This is a genomic window from Nocardia salmonicida, from assembly GCF_036142455.1.
Lineage (GTDB): Bacteria > Actinomycetota > Actinomycetes > Mycobacteriales > Mycobacteriaceae > Nocardia > Nocardia salmonicida.
Genome location: NZ_CP108014.1, coordinates 4,464,807 through 4,479,784, shown reverse-complemented (window position 1 = coordinate 4,479,784; position 14,978 = coordinate 4,464,807). Strand labels below are relative to the sequence as shown.

Below are 14,978 nucleotides of genomic sequence, written 5' to 3'. Positions count from 1 at the left end.
ATGCACGGGTTGAAGATCGTGGTCATCGGCGGATTCGGTGTCGGCAAAACGACATTGGTGCGGTCGGTGAGCGAGATCCGGCCACTCGACACCGAGGCCACCATGACCGATGTCGGGACAGGCGTCGACGACACCACCGGTGTGCCCGGCAAGTCGACCACCACCGTCGCCTTCGACTTCGGCCGTATCACGCTCGACGACGAACACGTGCTCTACCTGTTCGGAGCTCCTGGGCAGCAACGGTTCTGGTTCCTGTGGGACCGGCTGTTCACGGGTGCGCTCGGCGCGATCGTGCTGGTCGACCAGCGTCGGATCAGTGACTCCTGGTACGCGATCGACCGCCTCGAACACCAGGGCACCCCGTTCGTGGTGGCCTGCAACGACTTCGGTGACTCCCATTCGGCGGGCGCGGTGCGTGACGCACTCGATCTCGATCCGGCTGTGCCGCTGGTGATGTGTGACGCGCGCTCGCGCGAATCGAGCAAGCAGGTGCTGATCGCACTGGTCGAACACCTGTATTCCGCTGTCCCACAGGGAGAAACCGTTTCATGAGCACACCGACCGGCGCGTGCCCGATCACCGGCGCGGTGCCGTTGAGCGGTCCCGAGTTCCACATCGAACCGCACGAGGTCTATCGGCGGATGCGCCGCGATCACGGTCCCGTCGTGCAGGTCGAGTTGCCCGGCGGGTTCCCGGCGTGGCTGATCATCGGTTACCGCGAACTGCACCAGGTGACCAGTGATCCGCTGCTCTTCCCGCGTGACGTGTCGCTGTGGAATCAGTGGGGACGGGTGCCGGAGGACTGGCCGCTGCTGCCGATGATCGGGCAACCGATGCCCTCGATCTACTTCACCGCGGGCGCCGAACATCGCAGGCACCTGGCGATGGTGGAACCGGCCCTGGACGCGGTCGACCACTTCGAATTGCGCAGGGCCTGTGAGGAACTCGCCGACCGCCTCGTCGACGGGTTCTGCGGTCGCGGCAGCGCCGACCTGATCGCCGAGTTCGCGGTGCCGCTGCCCGCTCTCGCCCTGGCGCGCATCCTCGGTCTGCCCGACAACGATGCGGCAGACCTCGCCCTGACGATGAAGCAGCTCGCCGACGGTGGCGCCGACGCCCAGTCCGGGCACGCCCGCTTCGCCGAACACATGGCGCGGCTGGTCGCGGTGAAGAGGGCTCGTCCCGCTGGGGATCTGGCATCGATGATGCTGGCCGACCCCGAGCCGTTCACCGACGAGGAATACATGAACGACCTGATGGCGATCGCCGCCGCGGGTCACCTCACCACCGCGGACTGGCTCGGCAGTTCGATGCGGCTGATGCTCACCGACGACCGATTCGCGAACGCGCTCGGCGGCGGCAGGCGCAGTGTCGGCGAGGCCATGAACGAGGTGCTCTGGGAAGAGGGGCCCACCTCGATTCTGGCGGGCCGGTGGGCAGCGCGCGACACCCGTCTCGCCGACAAGACGATTCGGGCGGGTGACCTCCTGCTGCTCGGTCTCGCGGCCGCCAATCTCGATCCGCATGTGCGCCAATCGTTTACCGACGGTGGCTCCGTACCCACCGGCAACAGCGCCCATTTCGCGTTCAGCTACGGCGAATACCGCTGCCCTTTCCCGGCGCAGCAGATCGCGGAGATCATCGCCAGGACCGGGATCGAGGTGCTGCTCGACCGGCTTCCCGATGTCGATCTCGGGGTGCCCGCCGACCAGCTCACCCGGCGACCTTCGGCTTTCCTTCGGGGCATGACCGCACTGCCCGTTCGTTTCACACCAGTTCGACCCGTCGGAGGTTTTTCGTGAGCTCGCCATGCCCTTTCGCCATCGACCCCATGGTCGGTGACCTCAACGGGGAAACCGCCCGCCTTCGAGCACTCGGTCCGATCACCCGGATCGACCTGCTCGGTGTGCCCGCCTGGACCGTCACCGATCACGCCGTCGCACGTCAACTGACCACCGACACCCGGCTGGTCAAGGACATCAACGCGTGGTCGCTGTATGCCGACGGTGTGGTGACCACTCAGTGGCCGCTGATCGGGATGGTCCTCGTCGACCGTTCGATGTTCAGCGTCGACGGCGCCGAACACCGCCGGTTGCGGCTCAAGACAGCCCAGGCACTGGCCCCGCGGCGGCTGGAGGAGCTGCGCCCGGTGATCGAACAGCTGACCGCCGACCTGCTCGACGACCTCGAGGCCGCCGGCGCCGATGGCGCTGCGGTGGACCTCAAGGAGGTTTTCGCCTATCCGCTGCCGATGCGCGTGGTCGGCGACCTGATGGGCGTCGCGCGCGAAGACCACGCGCAGCTGCTCGACTGGTACAAGAAGTTCTTCTCGGTGATGACCCCGCAGGACGAGCGCCTCGAGGTGATGAGCGGCCTCGATGTGTACTTCACCGACCTGGTCCGGCAGAAGATCGCGGACCCGGCTGATGATCTGACCTCGGCGTTCGTCACCGCCGACGAGGGCGGCGAGCCGCTCACCGAGGAAGAGGCGATCGGCAACATCAAGGCCCTCGTCGCCGCAGGCCACGAGACCACCGTCAGCCTGATCATCAACACCGTGCGCGCGCTGCTCGCCGAACCCGAGCAGCTGGCGAAAGTCCTTGCCGGGGATGTGGAGTGGAAGCAGGTCATCGAGGAATCGCTGCGCTGGGACGGCCCGGTCTCGCACCTGCTGATGCGCTTCGCCACCGAGGACATCGTTGTCGGCGACACCGTGATCGCCAAGGGCGAGGGCGTGGTGATGTCCTACCGTGCCGTCGGCCGCGACACCGCGGTACACGGCGAGACCGCCGACGAGTTCGACGTGACGCGCTCGACCGCCAACCGCCACTTGGCCTTCGGCTACGGCCCGCACATCTGCCCCGGCGCCGCGCTGTCGCGTCTGGAAGCCGCGATCGCGCTGCCCGCGCTGTTCGCCCGCTTCCCGAAGCTGCGCCTTGCCGTGCCCGACAGTGAGATCGGCAACCTGCCGGTGCTCACGCAGAACGATCTGGCCGCGCTGCCGATCATCCTGAGCTGACCGGCGACGCGTCGCGCCCGGTGGTTCCTACGCCGGGCGCGACGCTATCCGTGCGCTACAGACCCAGATCGCGGCCGATCAGTTCCTTCATGATCTCGTTGGAGCCCGCCCAGATCTTGGTGACCCTGGCGTCCATCCACGCCCGCGCGACCCGGTATTCACGCATGTAGCCGTAGCCGCCGTGCAACTGCACACACGCGTCGAGCACATCGTTCTGCACCTGCGCCGACCACCACTTGGCCTTCGCCGCGTCGACCGCGGACAGCTCACCGGCAGCATGGGCGACGATGCCCTGATCGACGAACGCCTGTGTCACTTCGATTTTGGTGACCAGCTCGGCGAACAGGAACTTGTTGTACTGGAAGCTGCCGATCTGCTGCCCGAATGCCTTGCGCTCCTTGGCATACTGCAGCGTCTCGTCCAGGATCGCCGAGGCATGGGCGAGGTTGGAGATCGCCGCGCCGATGCGTTCCTGCGGCAGCCGCTCCATCATGGCGATGAAGCCACGGTCGACCTCGCCGAGCCGGTTGGCGTCGGGGACACGCACAGTGTCGAAGAACAGTTCGGCGGTATCGGATTCGGGCTGACCGACCTTGTCGAGCTTGCGCCCGCGTGTGAAGCCGTCCATCCCGGTCTCGATGACGAACAGCGTGATGCCCTTGGCCTTCTTCTCCGGGCTGGTGCGGGCGGCGACGATCACGAGGTCGGCGTTGAAACCGTTGGTGATGAACGTCTTCGAGCCGTTGATGATCCAGTCGTCGCCGTCACGCACGGCGGTGGTCTTCAGCGCGGCCAGGTCGGAACCGCCCGACGGCTCGGTCATGCCGATGGCCGTGATGATCTCACCGGTGCAGAACTTCGGGAGCCAGCGCTGCTTCTGCTCATCGTTGGTGAGCTCGACCATGTAGGGCGCGCACACGTCGTAGTGGATGCCGAACGACGACGCGATCGCGGCGCTCGCCTTCGACAGTTCCTCGCCGAACACCGCGTTGAACCGGTAGTCGCCCGCGTCGCTGCCACCGAACTCCTCGGGCACGCCGAGGCCGAGGTAACCCAGTTCACCTGCCGCGAGCCAGGTTTCGCGGTCGATCGCCCGTTCTTCGACGAAGCGTTCGGCATTCGGCGCGATCGAGCGCTTGACGAACTCGGCGACCGACGCGCGGAAGGCATCGTGGTCCTCGGTAAAGATGGAGCGCTTCATGGTGTCCTTTCGCTGACTTACTGTTCGGGCCGTTCGCCCAGCAGAACCAAAGACGCCCGGACAACTCTGGCCGCGTCGGGTTCCTCACCGCTGATCACATCGGTGTAGATGAAGGTCTCGGTGATCCGCACCAGCAGCAGCGCCAACTCGGGCACCGGCAGCAGCGGATCGAGAGCATCGGCCGAAATCTCTTCGGCGAGTAGTTCTTCCACGATCGCGACGATGCGATGCTGCACCGTTCCCGCGCGGGTGGTGAGCAGTCGCAGCGACCGTTCGGGTTCGCGCAACAGGAATTGGCGGAAGGCGTGGGAGGTGTTGGTGGCCTGGGCGAAATCGCCGAGGATGGTCGCGATGCGGTACGCGCCGTGACCGGGAGCCGCGGCGGCCGCGCGACGCAAGGTGGGCTCGGCGACCGACCAGATGACCTCGGCGAGCAGTTCGTCGCGCCCGCCGACCCATCGGAACAGCGTTGCCCGGTTCACCCCGAGCGCGACGGCGAGTTCCTTCATCTCCAGTCGGTGCCCGGCCAGGAATACGGCCCTGGCGGCGCGGAACGCGCTCACGGCATCGGGGCGCGCCGCCGCGTCCTGGCGTCTTTTCTCCAGGGCCGTCTGCTCGATCACGTCACCTCCATGCACCGTTTCCTACAGTGTATGAACTGTGCAACGTCTGTCAATATGTTGCACTCCGGGCACAAGAACGGGCACGAAAAAACTCCCCGGTCACCATGACCGAGGAGTTCTCGTTGTAGCCCCGACGGGATTCGAACCCGCGCTACCGCCTTGAGAGGGCGGCGTCCTAGGCCGCTAGACGACGGGGCCAGAACAACAGCTCACCGGGGTGAGCCGCGCGGAACATACGATAGCCGACGACCTGGTGATCGACCAAAACGGGTGGTCGCCCCGGTTGACCGCCCCTTGGCGGCGGGGCACAGTGGGGCCATGACCAGCAAAGAGCTGCGCGGCGGGGTGGAGATGAGCAATCTCGATCAGCCGCTGTTCGACGGGGCCGAGGCGACCAAGCGGGATCTGGTCGACTACCTCGAGTTCGTGGGGGAGCGGCTCGTTCGGGTGTTGCGGGGGCGAGTGCTGTCGGTGGTGCGGGTCCGGCCGGGACAGCCGCCGTTCATGCAGAAGAATCTGCCGAAATACACCCCGGAATGGGTGCCGCGCGCGACGGTGTGGGCGGAGAGCTCACATCGCGAGGTCACCTACGCGCTCGGTGACGACGTGCGCACGCTGCTGTGGTTCGGCAACCAGCGCGCGGTGGAGTACCACCCGCTGCTGTTGCCGGTCGACCACAGTGCGGGGCCGACGCACCTGGTGCTCGATCTGGATCCCTCACCGGGGCAGACGTTTCGCGATGCGGCGGCGGGCGCGCAGCTGATCCGGGCCGCGCTGGAAGCCGACGGGCTCGCCGGTGCGGTGAAGACCAGCGGCGCCAAGGGATTACACGTCTACGTGCCGATCGAGCCCGGCGTCGCGATCGAGGACGCCGCGGCGGCGACCCGGGCCGTCGCGGCCAGAGCCGAGCGCATCGATCCCACCGTCGGAACCACCGCGTTCATTCGCGAGGACCGAGCGGGAAAGGTTTTCCTCGACTCCACCCGAGCGGGCGGCGCGACGGTGATCGCGGCATACAGCCCGCGGATCCGACCGGGAGTCCCGGTGTCTTTTCCCTTGCGCTGGAACGACATCGAGTCGGTGACCCCCGCCGACTTCACCCTGCGCACCGCCCCGGATCTGCTCGGCGATACCGACCCGTGGGCCACGGAAATGCCCGCACCGCAAGCACTCCCGGCTGACCTGATCGCCGAAGGCCACACCATCCCGATCGCCCGAGTCCAGGCCATGCACGAGGGCAAACGCCGGGCCCGCGCCCGCCGCGCCGAATGAGCACTGCCAGAGGTTGATCAGCCGCCGAGCGACGCGACGCCCGCCTGGGCGAACTTCTCGTCGAGGTCGCCGCTCGGAGCGCCTGCCACGCCGATGCCCGCGATCGGGGCGTTGTTCGCCTTCACCGGGGCGCCGCCACCGAGGAAGAGGGTGCCGTCGATGTCGGCCAGGTGCGGGGCCGACTCGAGGCGCTTGGCCAGTTCGGTGGTGGGGGCGTTCCAGGAGACGGCGGTGAAGGCCTTCTGCTGGGCGGCGTCGTAGGACTGCGGGCCCGCGCCGTCACCGCGCAGGGTGACGATGACATTGCCGTTGCGGTCGACTACCGCGACGCTCACACGCTGGTTCTCCTTTGCGGCAGCGTCGAGGGCGGTCTGCGCGGCCTTGGTGGCGGCGGCGATCGACAGGTGGGTGGACTGGGCCAGGTTGGCATCGGCGGCGTCGACGACCACGGGGGTACGGGCCGCCGGGTCCTGATCCTGCGCCTGGACGGTCACGACGCCGACCACACCGGCGGCGACGACACCGGCGGTGGCGCCGGCGATGATGAGGCGATTGCGGGTGGTGGACTTGGCGGTCATGACTGCTCCTGCGTGGATCTCGGCCGTCCGGCGGTCTGCCGTGGCCTGGTGATATCCATCCTGTTCGCGCAGTGGCTCGCGCGGATCGGCGTACCGGCTGCACTCCGGGGACGGATCGGCCGACACCCGGGTCAACCGATCGGATGACCCGTATTCTTGGCGGCTGGCGCCGCGTGTCCTCGGCCTATTAACCTCGATCTTCCCTCCCTCCGGGCACTCCTTCGTCGCACCCTCCGGTCAGTCCAGATCGAGGCGGCCGAGAACTGATCTTCGTTGGCGCAGCGACGCCACCGTCCGCAGAACAGAGGTGGTTCCTGTGACTCAGCTACTCGGGCAGCAGCGAGACGACACGCGACTGCTTGCTGTCATCGTCCACAGTGCCTTCTATGTCCTGCTGGCCGCTTCGTTGATGCGATGGCTGATCCGGCACAGCGAGACCCGCTCGACACCGTTGATCGTCGTGCTCGCCCTGCTCCTCGCGGTGCTGTACGCGCTGAGTGAACTGCGACAGTCGCATCGGCTGGAATGGTTCGCGCTGCTGGTGGTGACCTGGTCGGTGCTGGTGGTGCTCGCACCGAGCTTCGCCTGGTGCGCGGTGCCGCTGGTGTACACGGGACTGCGGATTCTGTCGGAGCGCGTGGCGGTGATTCTGGTCGTGGCGCTCACCGTGTTGGTGGTGTCGAGTCAGGTGCGCATCGCCGGATGGCTGGATCCGAATCTGGTGCTGGCCCCGCCCGCGGTGGCCGCGGTGACCACGGCACTGTTCGTCGGTATGCGCCGTCAGGCGGAACGTCAGGCCGCGCTCATCGACGACCTGGTGCGGACCAGACAGGAACTGGCGGCCACCGAACGCAGGGCGGGCACCCTGGCCGAACGGCAACGGCTGGCCATGGAAATCCACGACACCCTGGCCCAAGGGCTGTCGAGCCAGCGCATGCTGCTCCAAGCCGCCGACCTGGTGTGGGACAGCGACCCGGATCTCGCGCACACGCATCTGCGCTCGGCGGCCGCCATCGCCGAACACGACCTGACCGAGGCGCGCCGGTTCGTCCACGACCTGGCTCCGGCCGACCTCGCCGAGGGCGGATCGCTGCCCGCCGCGCTGGCCGCACTCGCCGAACGGGAGACGAGCGACTCCCTGACCGTGCGTCTCCATATAGAAGGAACGCCGGGCCGGTTGCCCCAGCGGGTGGAGGCCACCCTGCTGCGCATCGCCCAGGGCGCGCTGGCCAATGTGCGCGAACACGCGGCGGCCACCACCGCGACGATCACTCTGACCAGCCTCGACGACCAGATCGTGCTCGACGTCGCCGACGACGGCCGCGGCTTCGACCCCGACGCACGGGCCGACCCCGCGCGACATCGCGGCCACGGTCTGCCCGCGATCCGGGCGCGGGTTCGCCAACTCGGCGGCACCTGCACCGTGGAGTCCGCGCCCGGCGACGGCACCGTGCTCTCCGCCGCCGTTCCGCTCGCCACCGGCCCGACATAGCCGCACTACCATCGGCACCTGTGACCACCACCGTGCGCCTGTTGATCTGCGACGATCACGCTGTCGTCCGCGCCGGACTGCACGCGCTGCTGTCGAGCGCGCCCGATATCGAGGTCATCGGGGAGGCCGCCGACGGACCGACCGCGGTGACGCTGGCCGCGAGTCTGCGCCCCGACGTGGTGCTGATGGATCTGCAGCTCGGCAAGGACATGGACGGTGTCGAAGCGACCCGCCGGATCACCGCCCAACCCGCGCCGACCCCGCATGTCCTGGTGCTGACCACCTACGACACCGACGCCGACATCACCCGCGCGATCGAGGCGGGCGCCACCGGTTATCTCCTCAAGGCCGAACGGCCGGAGGAACTGTTCTCCGCGATCCACGCCGCAGCGAGCGGGCAGACCGCCTTGTCCGCGCCGGTCGCCGCCAAGGTGATGGCCAAGATGCGCAATCCCGGCCCCACGCTCACCGCCCGCGAGCGTGACATCCTCGGCCAACTCGCCCACGGCCTCGGCAACCGGGAGATCGCCCGCGCTTTGCACATCAGCGAGGCGACGGTGAAAACCCACCTGGGCCGCATCTACGACAAACTCGACGTCGACACCCGCGCGGCGGCGGTCGCGGTGGCAACCGAGCGGCGCTTGCTCGCCTGAGCCGTCTGGCGGTCCTAAGCGGGCGCCAGGGTGGCGGCGCCGAAGGATACACGGAAGCGCTCGCACCAGATGCTGACCGACTTCACCGTCGACAGATCGGTGCCCGCGGGCAGCTCATAGTTCTGGCTGCCCTCGTTTCCCTTCAGTGAGCCGAGGTCGATATAGCTGCCGTCGTCGAAGTTGTGCCAATCGTCGACGATCACCGGCTGATCGGTGAGCCAGACGTGCAGGGCAGGCCCGTCGGAGGTGTTCAGGTCGACGATCCGCAGCACGATGGTGCCCTCTGACGTGCGCTGGAGCTGCGCGGTGCCGGAGGTGTCGTGCTCATGGGAGAGGAAGGCGCCTTCGGCGATCACCGGCGGTGGCGCGCCGTCCACCGCGGCGATCGGCGCCTCGTCGACGGTCACCGTGGTGAACAGTCGCCACGGCTGGAACAGGTAGAGGCCCACGGTCACGGCCGCGACCAAGCCGACGGCGATGACGGTGAACAGGGTCCGGCGAGTGCTCATTGCGCCTCCTTTTCACCCATCTTCCCCCGTCCAGACCCGGGCTGACTGCCCGAATTGCCGGAAAGAAAACGTGACCGGGGTCTCGGAATCCCTATGAGCCCAGTCACATTACGGCACTATAACGACAGTAATGTGATTACGGATTTATTACGGCCGACCAGCGGTGAACAGTGTTCCTTTGGACAATATCCGCTACAAACACGTCCGTGATCGGTACGTGATCTCTGCGCGCATTCCGGCTACATTCGGTCACGGCTTGAACAACAACCCGAGCCGAATCGAATCGCAGAACGCCGGAAAGCCTGCCCCGTGATTCGAGGATCCCCGACATGACTGAGGGGCAGGGACGCGGTAGTTTCCATCACCGAGTCGGTGGACGCAGGCAGGAAATACTTTATGTCTTTGAATCGCAAGTTCACCACCCGTGCCCTTGGTCTTGCCGCTGTTGCCGGCGCGATGATCGCCGTTCCGGCCGGTCTGACCACCGCAACCGCCTCGGCGAACAACTGGGACGCCGTGGCGCAGTGCGAGAGCACGGGCAACTGGAACATCAACACCGGTAACGGCTACTACGGCGGCCTGCAGTTCTCGCAGAGCACCTGGGAAGCCTACGGTGGCGCGGGCAGCGCCAGCAACGCCAGCCGTGAAGAGCAGATCCGCGTGGCCGAGAACGTGCTGGCCGCGCAGGGCCCCGGCGCCTGGCCCGTGTGCAGCGCCTACCTGTAAAGAGCGCTGACAAGTAAGACTTTCCTTGTCGGGAAACGAATTACCCGCTATTCGAAGCACACGTCGAATAGCGGGTTTTTTCGTTGTCCGGAGAATCCAATCGATATACCGTGAGCGATGCCGCGAGCATGCGTGAATCCGACGGATCGGATGGGTCGAGGCCGGTGAGCTCGGCAATTCTGCGCAGCCGATAGGTAAATGTATTCGGGTGTACGTGAATCAAACGTGACGCTGTTTTGCGGTCGCCGCCGTGGACGAGATGCGCTTCCAGCGCGTCGATCAGATGCGGACTGCTCAGGAGCGGAATCACCCGCTGCGCCAGGCGTTCTCGGGCCGGACCCGGCCGGGTGAGTTGGTATTCGAGCAGCAGATCGTCGAGTCGGTAGCAGCCACCGGGCTTGCCGCGTAGTCGCGCCAGTTCGGTCAGTTCGGTCGCGTCTTCGGCCGCGGCCGGAATCGCGTCGCGGCTGATGCCGGAGAATTCGGCCAGATACACCGGGACGCCGAACTGAGTGCGCAGTCGGTCGGCGAGTTGGTCGAACTTCGCCGCTTCCAGGATGTCGGTTTCGGAACTGTGACTCAGCAGCGCGATGCCGTGGGTGCCGTCGAAGGTGGCGGGGGTGGTGGTGCCGGTGAGTTCGTCCAACGCGCGTTGCAGCACGCGGATCCGTCGCCTGGTCACCAGGTTGGCCGCGGTGCCGACGCGGGGCGGCTCGCTCAGGTGAACCGCCAGCACCGTGTACTGGTCGGCGAGGATCGTGTCGGCGCGGGCCGCGAGTTCCTCGGCGGGCAGGCCGCGGACCAGCGCCGAACACAGCTCCCGGCGCGCCTCGCGTTCGGCGTGGTAGATCGACTGCTCGACCTCGGTGTAGGTCTCCACGACCGTCATATTGATGTGGCGCAGCAGATCGAGCAGGCGGTTGCCGACCCGTGCCATCTCCGCGGTCTCGGTGGGCAGAGCCAGCGACAACGCCTCCGCGAACACCGACTGCGCCGACCCGTGGATCGCGCCGATCAGCATCGGCAACGGCAGCCGGTCCTCCGCGTGGCGCTCGGCGACCGGGGCGACGAACGCCGCGACCTCGGCGTAGGTGAACTCCCGGTCGGCGCCGATCGCCTCGAGCACGGCCCGCCCGCACGCGTAGATGGTCGGCAGCACCTCCGCGGTGAAGTGGCCGTCGGGAAGTTCGGCGGGCGCGTTGGCGCCGAGACCGGCGGCGAGCATGCGCTCGGAAATCTGTGGCCATCGCGTCAACAGACGTGCGGTCAGCGCGGGCAGGGCGGGAAGTTCGGAGATGGGGTGTTCAGCGAGCATGACTCGATTGTGTCCGACGACAGGCCGGTGCAGGACGATCCGGTCGAGAACGAACAGAACTTGGCTCCCGCGCCAATCACGTCCAGAGTTTCTCGTTGCCCGGTGCAGTGACATCACTGTGTCCTGGGTCATAGATTCGCAGAGCGCGTCCGAGCTACCTGTTCGTCGACGCGGATCTACGGAAGTGAAACCATGATTGCAACGACGCATTCCCTTCGCCGCGCGCTGTGCGGAATCGGCATCGCCGCGGTGTTGACCGCGGCATCCGGCCCGGCCACCGCGGAGCCCGTGCTGGAGCCGACGATCGCCTCATTGGCCGAGTACGTGAACGCGGGCACGGTGCCCGCCGCCGACGGCCGCACCCCCACCGCCATCGCCGACACCGGCAGCGCCTCCGGTAGCAGTTCGGGTTCGGCGGGCAGCCGCGCCTCCGACGCCGTCGGCGAGGGTCCCGAGATGTCGGCGTACCTGCCCGCCTTCGCCTACGGCCTGCTCCACCCCGACGCGGCGCCGCCCGGCGCCAACCGCTGGGACTGCAAGCCCTCCGCCCAGCACCCGCGCCCGGTGGTACTGCTGCACGGCACCTGGCTCAACGCCTACGACACCTTCTCCTACCTCTCGCCGCAGCTGGCGAAGGCCGGATACTGCGTATTCGCCCTGAACTTCGGCAAATCCGGGCTGCTCGAGGCCGGTGGACTCGGCGCCGTGCTGCCTGGCCGCTACGGGGTCGGCCCGATGGTCGACTCCTCGCGCCAGGTCGCCGCCTTCATCGAGCGGGTACGCGCGGCGACCGGCTCGGACCAGGTCGACATCGTCGGCCACTCCCAGGGCGGCACCATCGCCAATCACTATCTGAAGTTCGAGGGCGGTCAGGGCAAGGTCGGCAAACTGGTCAGTTTCGGCGCCACCCACCACGGCACCTCGCTGCTCGGGATCGCCACGCTCGGTCGCATGATCAACAACGCGGGCATCGACATCCTGGGCTTCTACCGGCCGATCATCGGCGCGGCCAATGTCGAACAGGCCATCGGCTCACCGTTCTACACCACCCTCAACGCCACCGGTGACACGGTGCCCGGCGTCGCCTACACCGCCGTCGGTTCCCGCTACGACGAGGTGATGAACCCCCTCGACCTCGTCTTCCTGCGGGCCGGGCCGGACGCGACCGTCGACAACATCACCCTGCAGAACGGCTGTGAGCAGGACGTCTCCGACCACCTCACCATGATGTATTCGCCGCGTGCCACCTCGATCGCGCTGCGTGCTCTCGATCCGGAAGGCAGTCCCACCTTGGCCTGTACGTTCAACCCCTGGTTCTTCGGTGGCGGCGGCAGCCTATGACCGTCGACGCTCCGGCAGCGACCCGGCACGACGCGCCTGTGCTGCCGCCCGACGACCCGTTCTATGACACCCCGCTCGGCATCGCCGCGCTCGCGCCGGGGACGGTGGTGCGGTCGCGGCCGGTGGATCTCGCGCTGTTCGGGGTGATCCGGCAGCGGATCACCGCGTGGCAATTGCTGTATCGCACCTGCGATCTCGACGGTGCGCCGGAAGTCTCGGTGACGACGGTGCTGCTGCCGTGGGGTGCCTCGGCGCGGCCCCGACCGCTGGTGTCGTTCCAATGCGCGATCGATGCCGTTGCCCCGCAATGCTTTCCGTCGTATGTGTTACGGCGCGGCGCGTGGACCATCGGTTCGATCGCGCCGCTCGAACTGCCGATCATCGCGATGGCATTGGAGCGGGGTTGGGCGGTGTCGGTGCCCGATCACGAGGGCCTGGGTGGTCGTTTCGGGGCGGCGCGTGAGCCCGGATACCGTGCGCTGGACGGGATTCGGGCCGCCCTCGACTTCGCCCCGATGGCATTGACGCCGACCACTTCTGTTGCCCTGTGGGGCTATTCGGGCGGCGGGCTGGCCACGGCGTGGGCCGCGGAATTGGCCGCCGAGTACGCGCCGGAGCTGAATATCGTTGGTGCGGCGGCGGGTTCACCGGTGGGCGACCCGGCCGCCGCCTTCGAGCGGCTCAACGGCGGGTGGTTCGCCGGGTTCCCCGCGGCGTTCATCGCGGGATTGCGGCAGGCCTATCCTGAACTCGGTGCGGTGCTGCACGATCATCTCGACGCGCGATACCGCGGTCTGCTCGGTGAAGCCGAGGAACGCAGCACCTTCGCGCTGTTGCTGCGGTTCGCGCGTCGCGATGTCACCGGGCATCTGCGCGGCGGGATGGCGGAGTTGCTCGCCGAACCCGTCCTGCGCCGCATTCTCGCCGACATCGAACCCGGCACTCGCGCGCCCGCGGCACCGTTGCTCATCGTCCAGGGGGTGAACGACGAGGTGATCGCGGTCGCCGATATCGACGCGCACGTGCGCCGTTATCAGCGGGCCGGGGCGACGGTGCGCTATCTGCGCGTGCGCCGCGGCTCGCACCTGTCACTCGAATTCCTCATCGTGCCCGCGATTCTCGACTGGCTCACCGACAGATTCGCCGGCGATCCCGCGCCGACCGGGACGTGCACCGTCGCCTCCGTCGCGCGTTCGCCGCGAGCCCTACGTACACATCTCGCGTTCGTGCGGACGGTGCTGCGCATGCTCGGCGGAATGCCGATCGGCGGGGCCGAGGCGGGGGCGTCACCTGAACGACCCCGCTTGGGTGGCGGCGACTCCGAACATTCGCACGTTGTCGATGATGCCTCGATCGCCGTCCGGTGATGAGTCCGTGCTCTCGCGGAGGTGGGTGATCGGTCGTGGTGCCACGGCAGCGGTGGTGTCGGCGGTGAACTCATCGGTCGAGCTCACAGGTCTGCCACGTATCTGTCGTCTTCGGGGTGCGCTTCGACCGCGGCGAGGTAGACGTCGAGGCGGCGTCGCAGCTCGTGCACGGCCAATTCCTGTGCGGCCACCAGTTCGTCGATCGTCACACCGGCGGGCGACGTCACGGTCGGCCGGTAGGCGCACAGGTTGCCGCGGTTCGCCTCGATCAGCATGCGTTCCGCGGCCCGCTCCTGCTTGTCGATCGCTGTGGCGCGGCGGCGGTTGCGGGCGTCCTCGTCGAGTCGATGACGGGCGATGGCGGCGATCAGGGAGTGTCGTCGCCGATCCGCCCCGTCGACCTCGCTGTCGCGTTGTCGCCGAGCCGTTTCGGCCTCGGCTGTCGCGGCGAGCTCCTCGGCCCGGGCGCAGGCGTCTCGCACGCTGTCGTGATGCTTCGCCTCACCATCGGCGAGCAGCAGTCGCGCCTGGGCTTCGAAAGACTCGGCCGTAGTCCGCAGCCCCGTCCTGGCATGCGCGCTCACCTGGAACACCATCGCCGCGGCGACAGTGAGCCTGCGCGATGCGTCGCTTCTCGAAGGTGTCATCCCCGCGTTCCTCACTACCGGTCGTCGAGAACATAGATGCGCCACGACCCGAGAATGGTTCGCCGCGAACCGTTCGTCCCTCGTACGGCATCAGTGTCGATGAGGGGTTTCACCGACGTCGTCGCCTCACCGCGGCGGCGTCGGTGAAGTACTGCTGCCGCTGGGGGTGACGGCCGCGCCGCCGCTCGCCGAGTGGAGCCGCAGGGGGGTTCCACGGGGGTCGGTGGTGCGCCCT

General features: G+C 67.6%; 14 protein-coding genes, 1 tRNA gene and 1 pseudogene. 9 read left to right on the top strand and 7 right to left on the bottom strand.

All coding sequences use genetic code 11. The features are described from left to right. From OHS03_RS21025 to OHS03_RS21015, 3 genes are read left to right on the top strand one after another with little or no spacing between them, the layout of a single operon-like run. Window positions 1-552 (top strand): GTP-binding protein, encoded by a 552-nt coding sequence (locus OHS03_RS21025; RefSeq protein WP_056815801.1) that lies wholly within the window; start codon window positions 1-3, stop codon window positions 550-552. Beyond that, window positions 549-1,802 (top strand): cytochrome P450 family protein, encoded by a 1,254-nt coding sequence (locus OHS03_RS21020; protein WP_056812454.1) that lies wholly within the window; start codon window positions 549-551, stop codon window positions 1,800-1,802. The genes OHS03_RS21025 and OHS03_RS21020 overlap by 4 nt, the downstream gene beginning before the upstream one ends. Then, the gene (locus OHS03_RS21015) at window positions 1,799-3,019 is read left to right on the top strand and encodes a cytochrome P450 family protein (protein ID WP_328656427.1); all 1,221 of its coding nucleotides are present in this window, start codon (window positions 1,799-1,801) and stop codon (window positions 3,017-3,019) included. The genes OHS03_RS21020 and OHS03_RS21015 overlap by 4 nt, the downstream gene beginning before the upstream one ends. A gap of 55 nt (window positions 3,020-3,074) precedes the next feature. Here OHS03_RS21015 and OHS03_RS21010 read toward each other — a convergent pair whose 3' ends face one another. From OHS03_RS21010 to OHS03_RS21000, 3 genes are all read right to left on the bottom strand, one after another. Then, window positions 3,075-4,220 (bottom strand): acyl-CoA dehydrogenase family protein, encoded by a 1,146-nt coding sequence (locus tag OHS03_RS21010; RefSeq protein ID WP_328656426.1) that lies wholly within the window; start codon window positions 4,218-4,220, stop codon window positions 3,075-3,077. Between the two features lie 17 nt (window positions 4,221-4,237). Beyond that, window positions 4,238-4,843, bottom strand: coding sequence for a QsdR family transcriptional regulator (locus OHS03_RS21005; RefSeq protein ID WP_328656423.1), 606 nt, complete (start codon window positions 4,841-4,843; stop codon window positions 4,238-4,240). A gap of 125 nt (window positions 4,844-4,968) precedes the next feature. Further along, window positions 4,969-5,041 (bottom strand) — tRNA-Glu (locus OHS03_RS21000). Between the two features lie 120 nt (window positions 5,042-5,161). Between OHS03_RS21000 and OHS03_RS20995 the strand changes: the two genes are divergently transcribed. After that, window positions 5,162-6,115 (top strand): DNA polymerase domain-containing protein, encoded by a 954-nt coding sequence (locus tag OHS03_RS20995; RefSeq protein ID WP_062983891.1) that lies wholly within the window; start codon window positions 5,162-5,164, stop codon window positions 6,113-6,115. 17 nt (window positions 6,116-6,132) lie between these two features. Here OHS03_RS20995 and OHS03_RS20990 read toward each other — a convergent pair whose 3' ends face one another. Next, window positions 6,133-6,693 carry a GlcG/HbpS family heme-binding protein gene (locus OHS03_RS20990; RefSeq protein WP_328656421.1) on the bottom strand — a complete coding sequence of 187 codons (561 nt, stop codon included), beginning with the start codon at window positions 6,691-6,693 and terminating at the stop codon, window positions 6,133-6,135. A gap of 316 nt (window positions 6,694-7,009) precedes the next feature. Between OHS03_RS20990 and OHS03_RS20985 the strand changes: the two genes are divergently transcribed. Together OHS03_RS20985 and OHS03_RS20980 are read left to right on the top strand one after the other, a co-directional pair. Further along, entirely contained in the window at window positions 7,010-8,185 is a 1,176-nt protein-coding gene (locus OHS03_RS20985) for a sensor histidine kinase (protein ID WP_328656419.1), read from the top strand. 20 nt (window positions 8,186-8,205) lie between these two features. Next, window positions 8,206-8,838: a response regulator gene (locus tag OHS03_RS20980; protein ID WP_328656417.1), complete on the top strand. Its 633-nt coding sequence runs from the start codon at window positions 8,206-8,208 to the stop codon at window positions 8,836-8,838. 14 nt (window positions 8,839-8,852) lie between these two features. Here the strand turns inward: OHS03_RS20980 and OHS03_RS20975 are convergent, their stop codons facing one another. Beyond that, window positions 8,853-9,347 (bottom strand): DM13 domain-containing protein, encoded by a 495-nt coding sequence (locus OHS03_RS20975; protein ID WP_328656415.1) that lies wholly within the window; start codon window positions 9,345-9,347, stop codon window positions 8,853-8,855. 396 nt (window positions 9,348-9,743) lie between these two features. Between OHS03_RS20975 and OHS03_RS20970 the strand changes: the two are divergent. Continuing rightward, window positions 9,744-10,070 (top strand): annotated as a pseudogene (locus OHS03_RS20970) (transglycosylase family protein); the annotation flags it as partial. A gap of 43 nt (window positions 10,071-10,113) precedes the next feature. On the opposite strand, the gene OHS03_RS20965 reads toward OHS03_RS20970, so the two are convergent. Further along, window positions 10,114-11,388 carry a PucR family transcriptional regulator gene (locus OHS03_RS20965; protein ID WP_056812433.1) on the bottom strand — a complete coding sequence of 425 codons (1,275 nt, stop codon included), beginning with the start codon at window positions 11,386-11,388 and terminating at the stop codon, window positions 10,114-10,116. Window positions 11,389-11,580: 192 nt separating this feature from the next. Here OHS03_RS20965 and OHS03_RS20960 point away from each other — a divergent pair, with 192 nt between their 5' ends. Both OHS03_RS20960 and OHS03_RS20955 read left to right on the top strand, forming a co-directional pair. Continuing rightward, window positions 11,581-12,729 carry an esterase/lipase family protein gene (locus OHS03_RS20960; protein ID WP_328656411.1) on the top strand — a complete coding sequence of 383 codons (1,149 nt, stop codon included), beginning with the start codon at window positions 11,581-11,583 and terminating at the stop codon, window positions 12,727-12,729. Further along, window positions 12,726-14,096 carry a lipase family protein gene (locus tag OHS03_RS20955; protein ID WP_328656410.1) on the top strand — a complete coding sequence of 457 codons (1,371 nt, stop codon included), beginning with the start codon at window positions 12,726-12,728 and terminating at the stop codon, window positions 14,094-14,096. The genes OHS03_RS20960 and OHS03_RS20955 overlap by 4 nt, the downstream gene beginning before the upstream one ends. Before the next feature lie 83 nt (window positions 14,097-14,179). Here the strand turns inward: OHS03_RS20955 and OHS03_RS20950 are convergent, their stop codons facing one another. Then, the gene (locus tag OHS03_RS20950; protein ID WP_328656408.1) at window positions 14,180-14,743 is read right to left on the bottom strand and encodes a hypothetical protein; all 564 of its coding nucleotides are present in this window, start codon (window positions 14,741-14,743) and stop codon (window positions 14,180-14,182) included. Window positions 14,744-14,978: the final 235 nt, after the last annotated feature.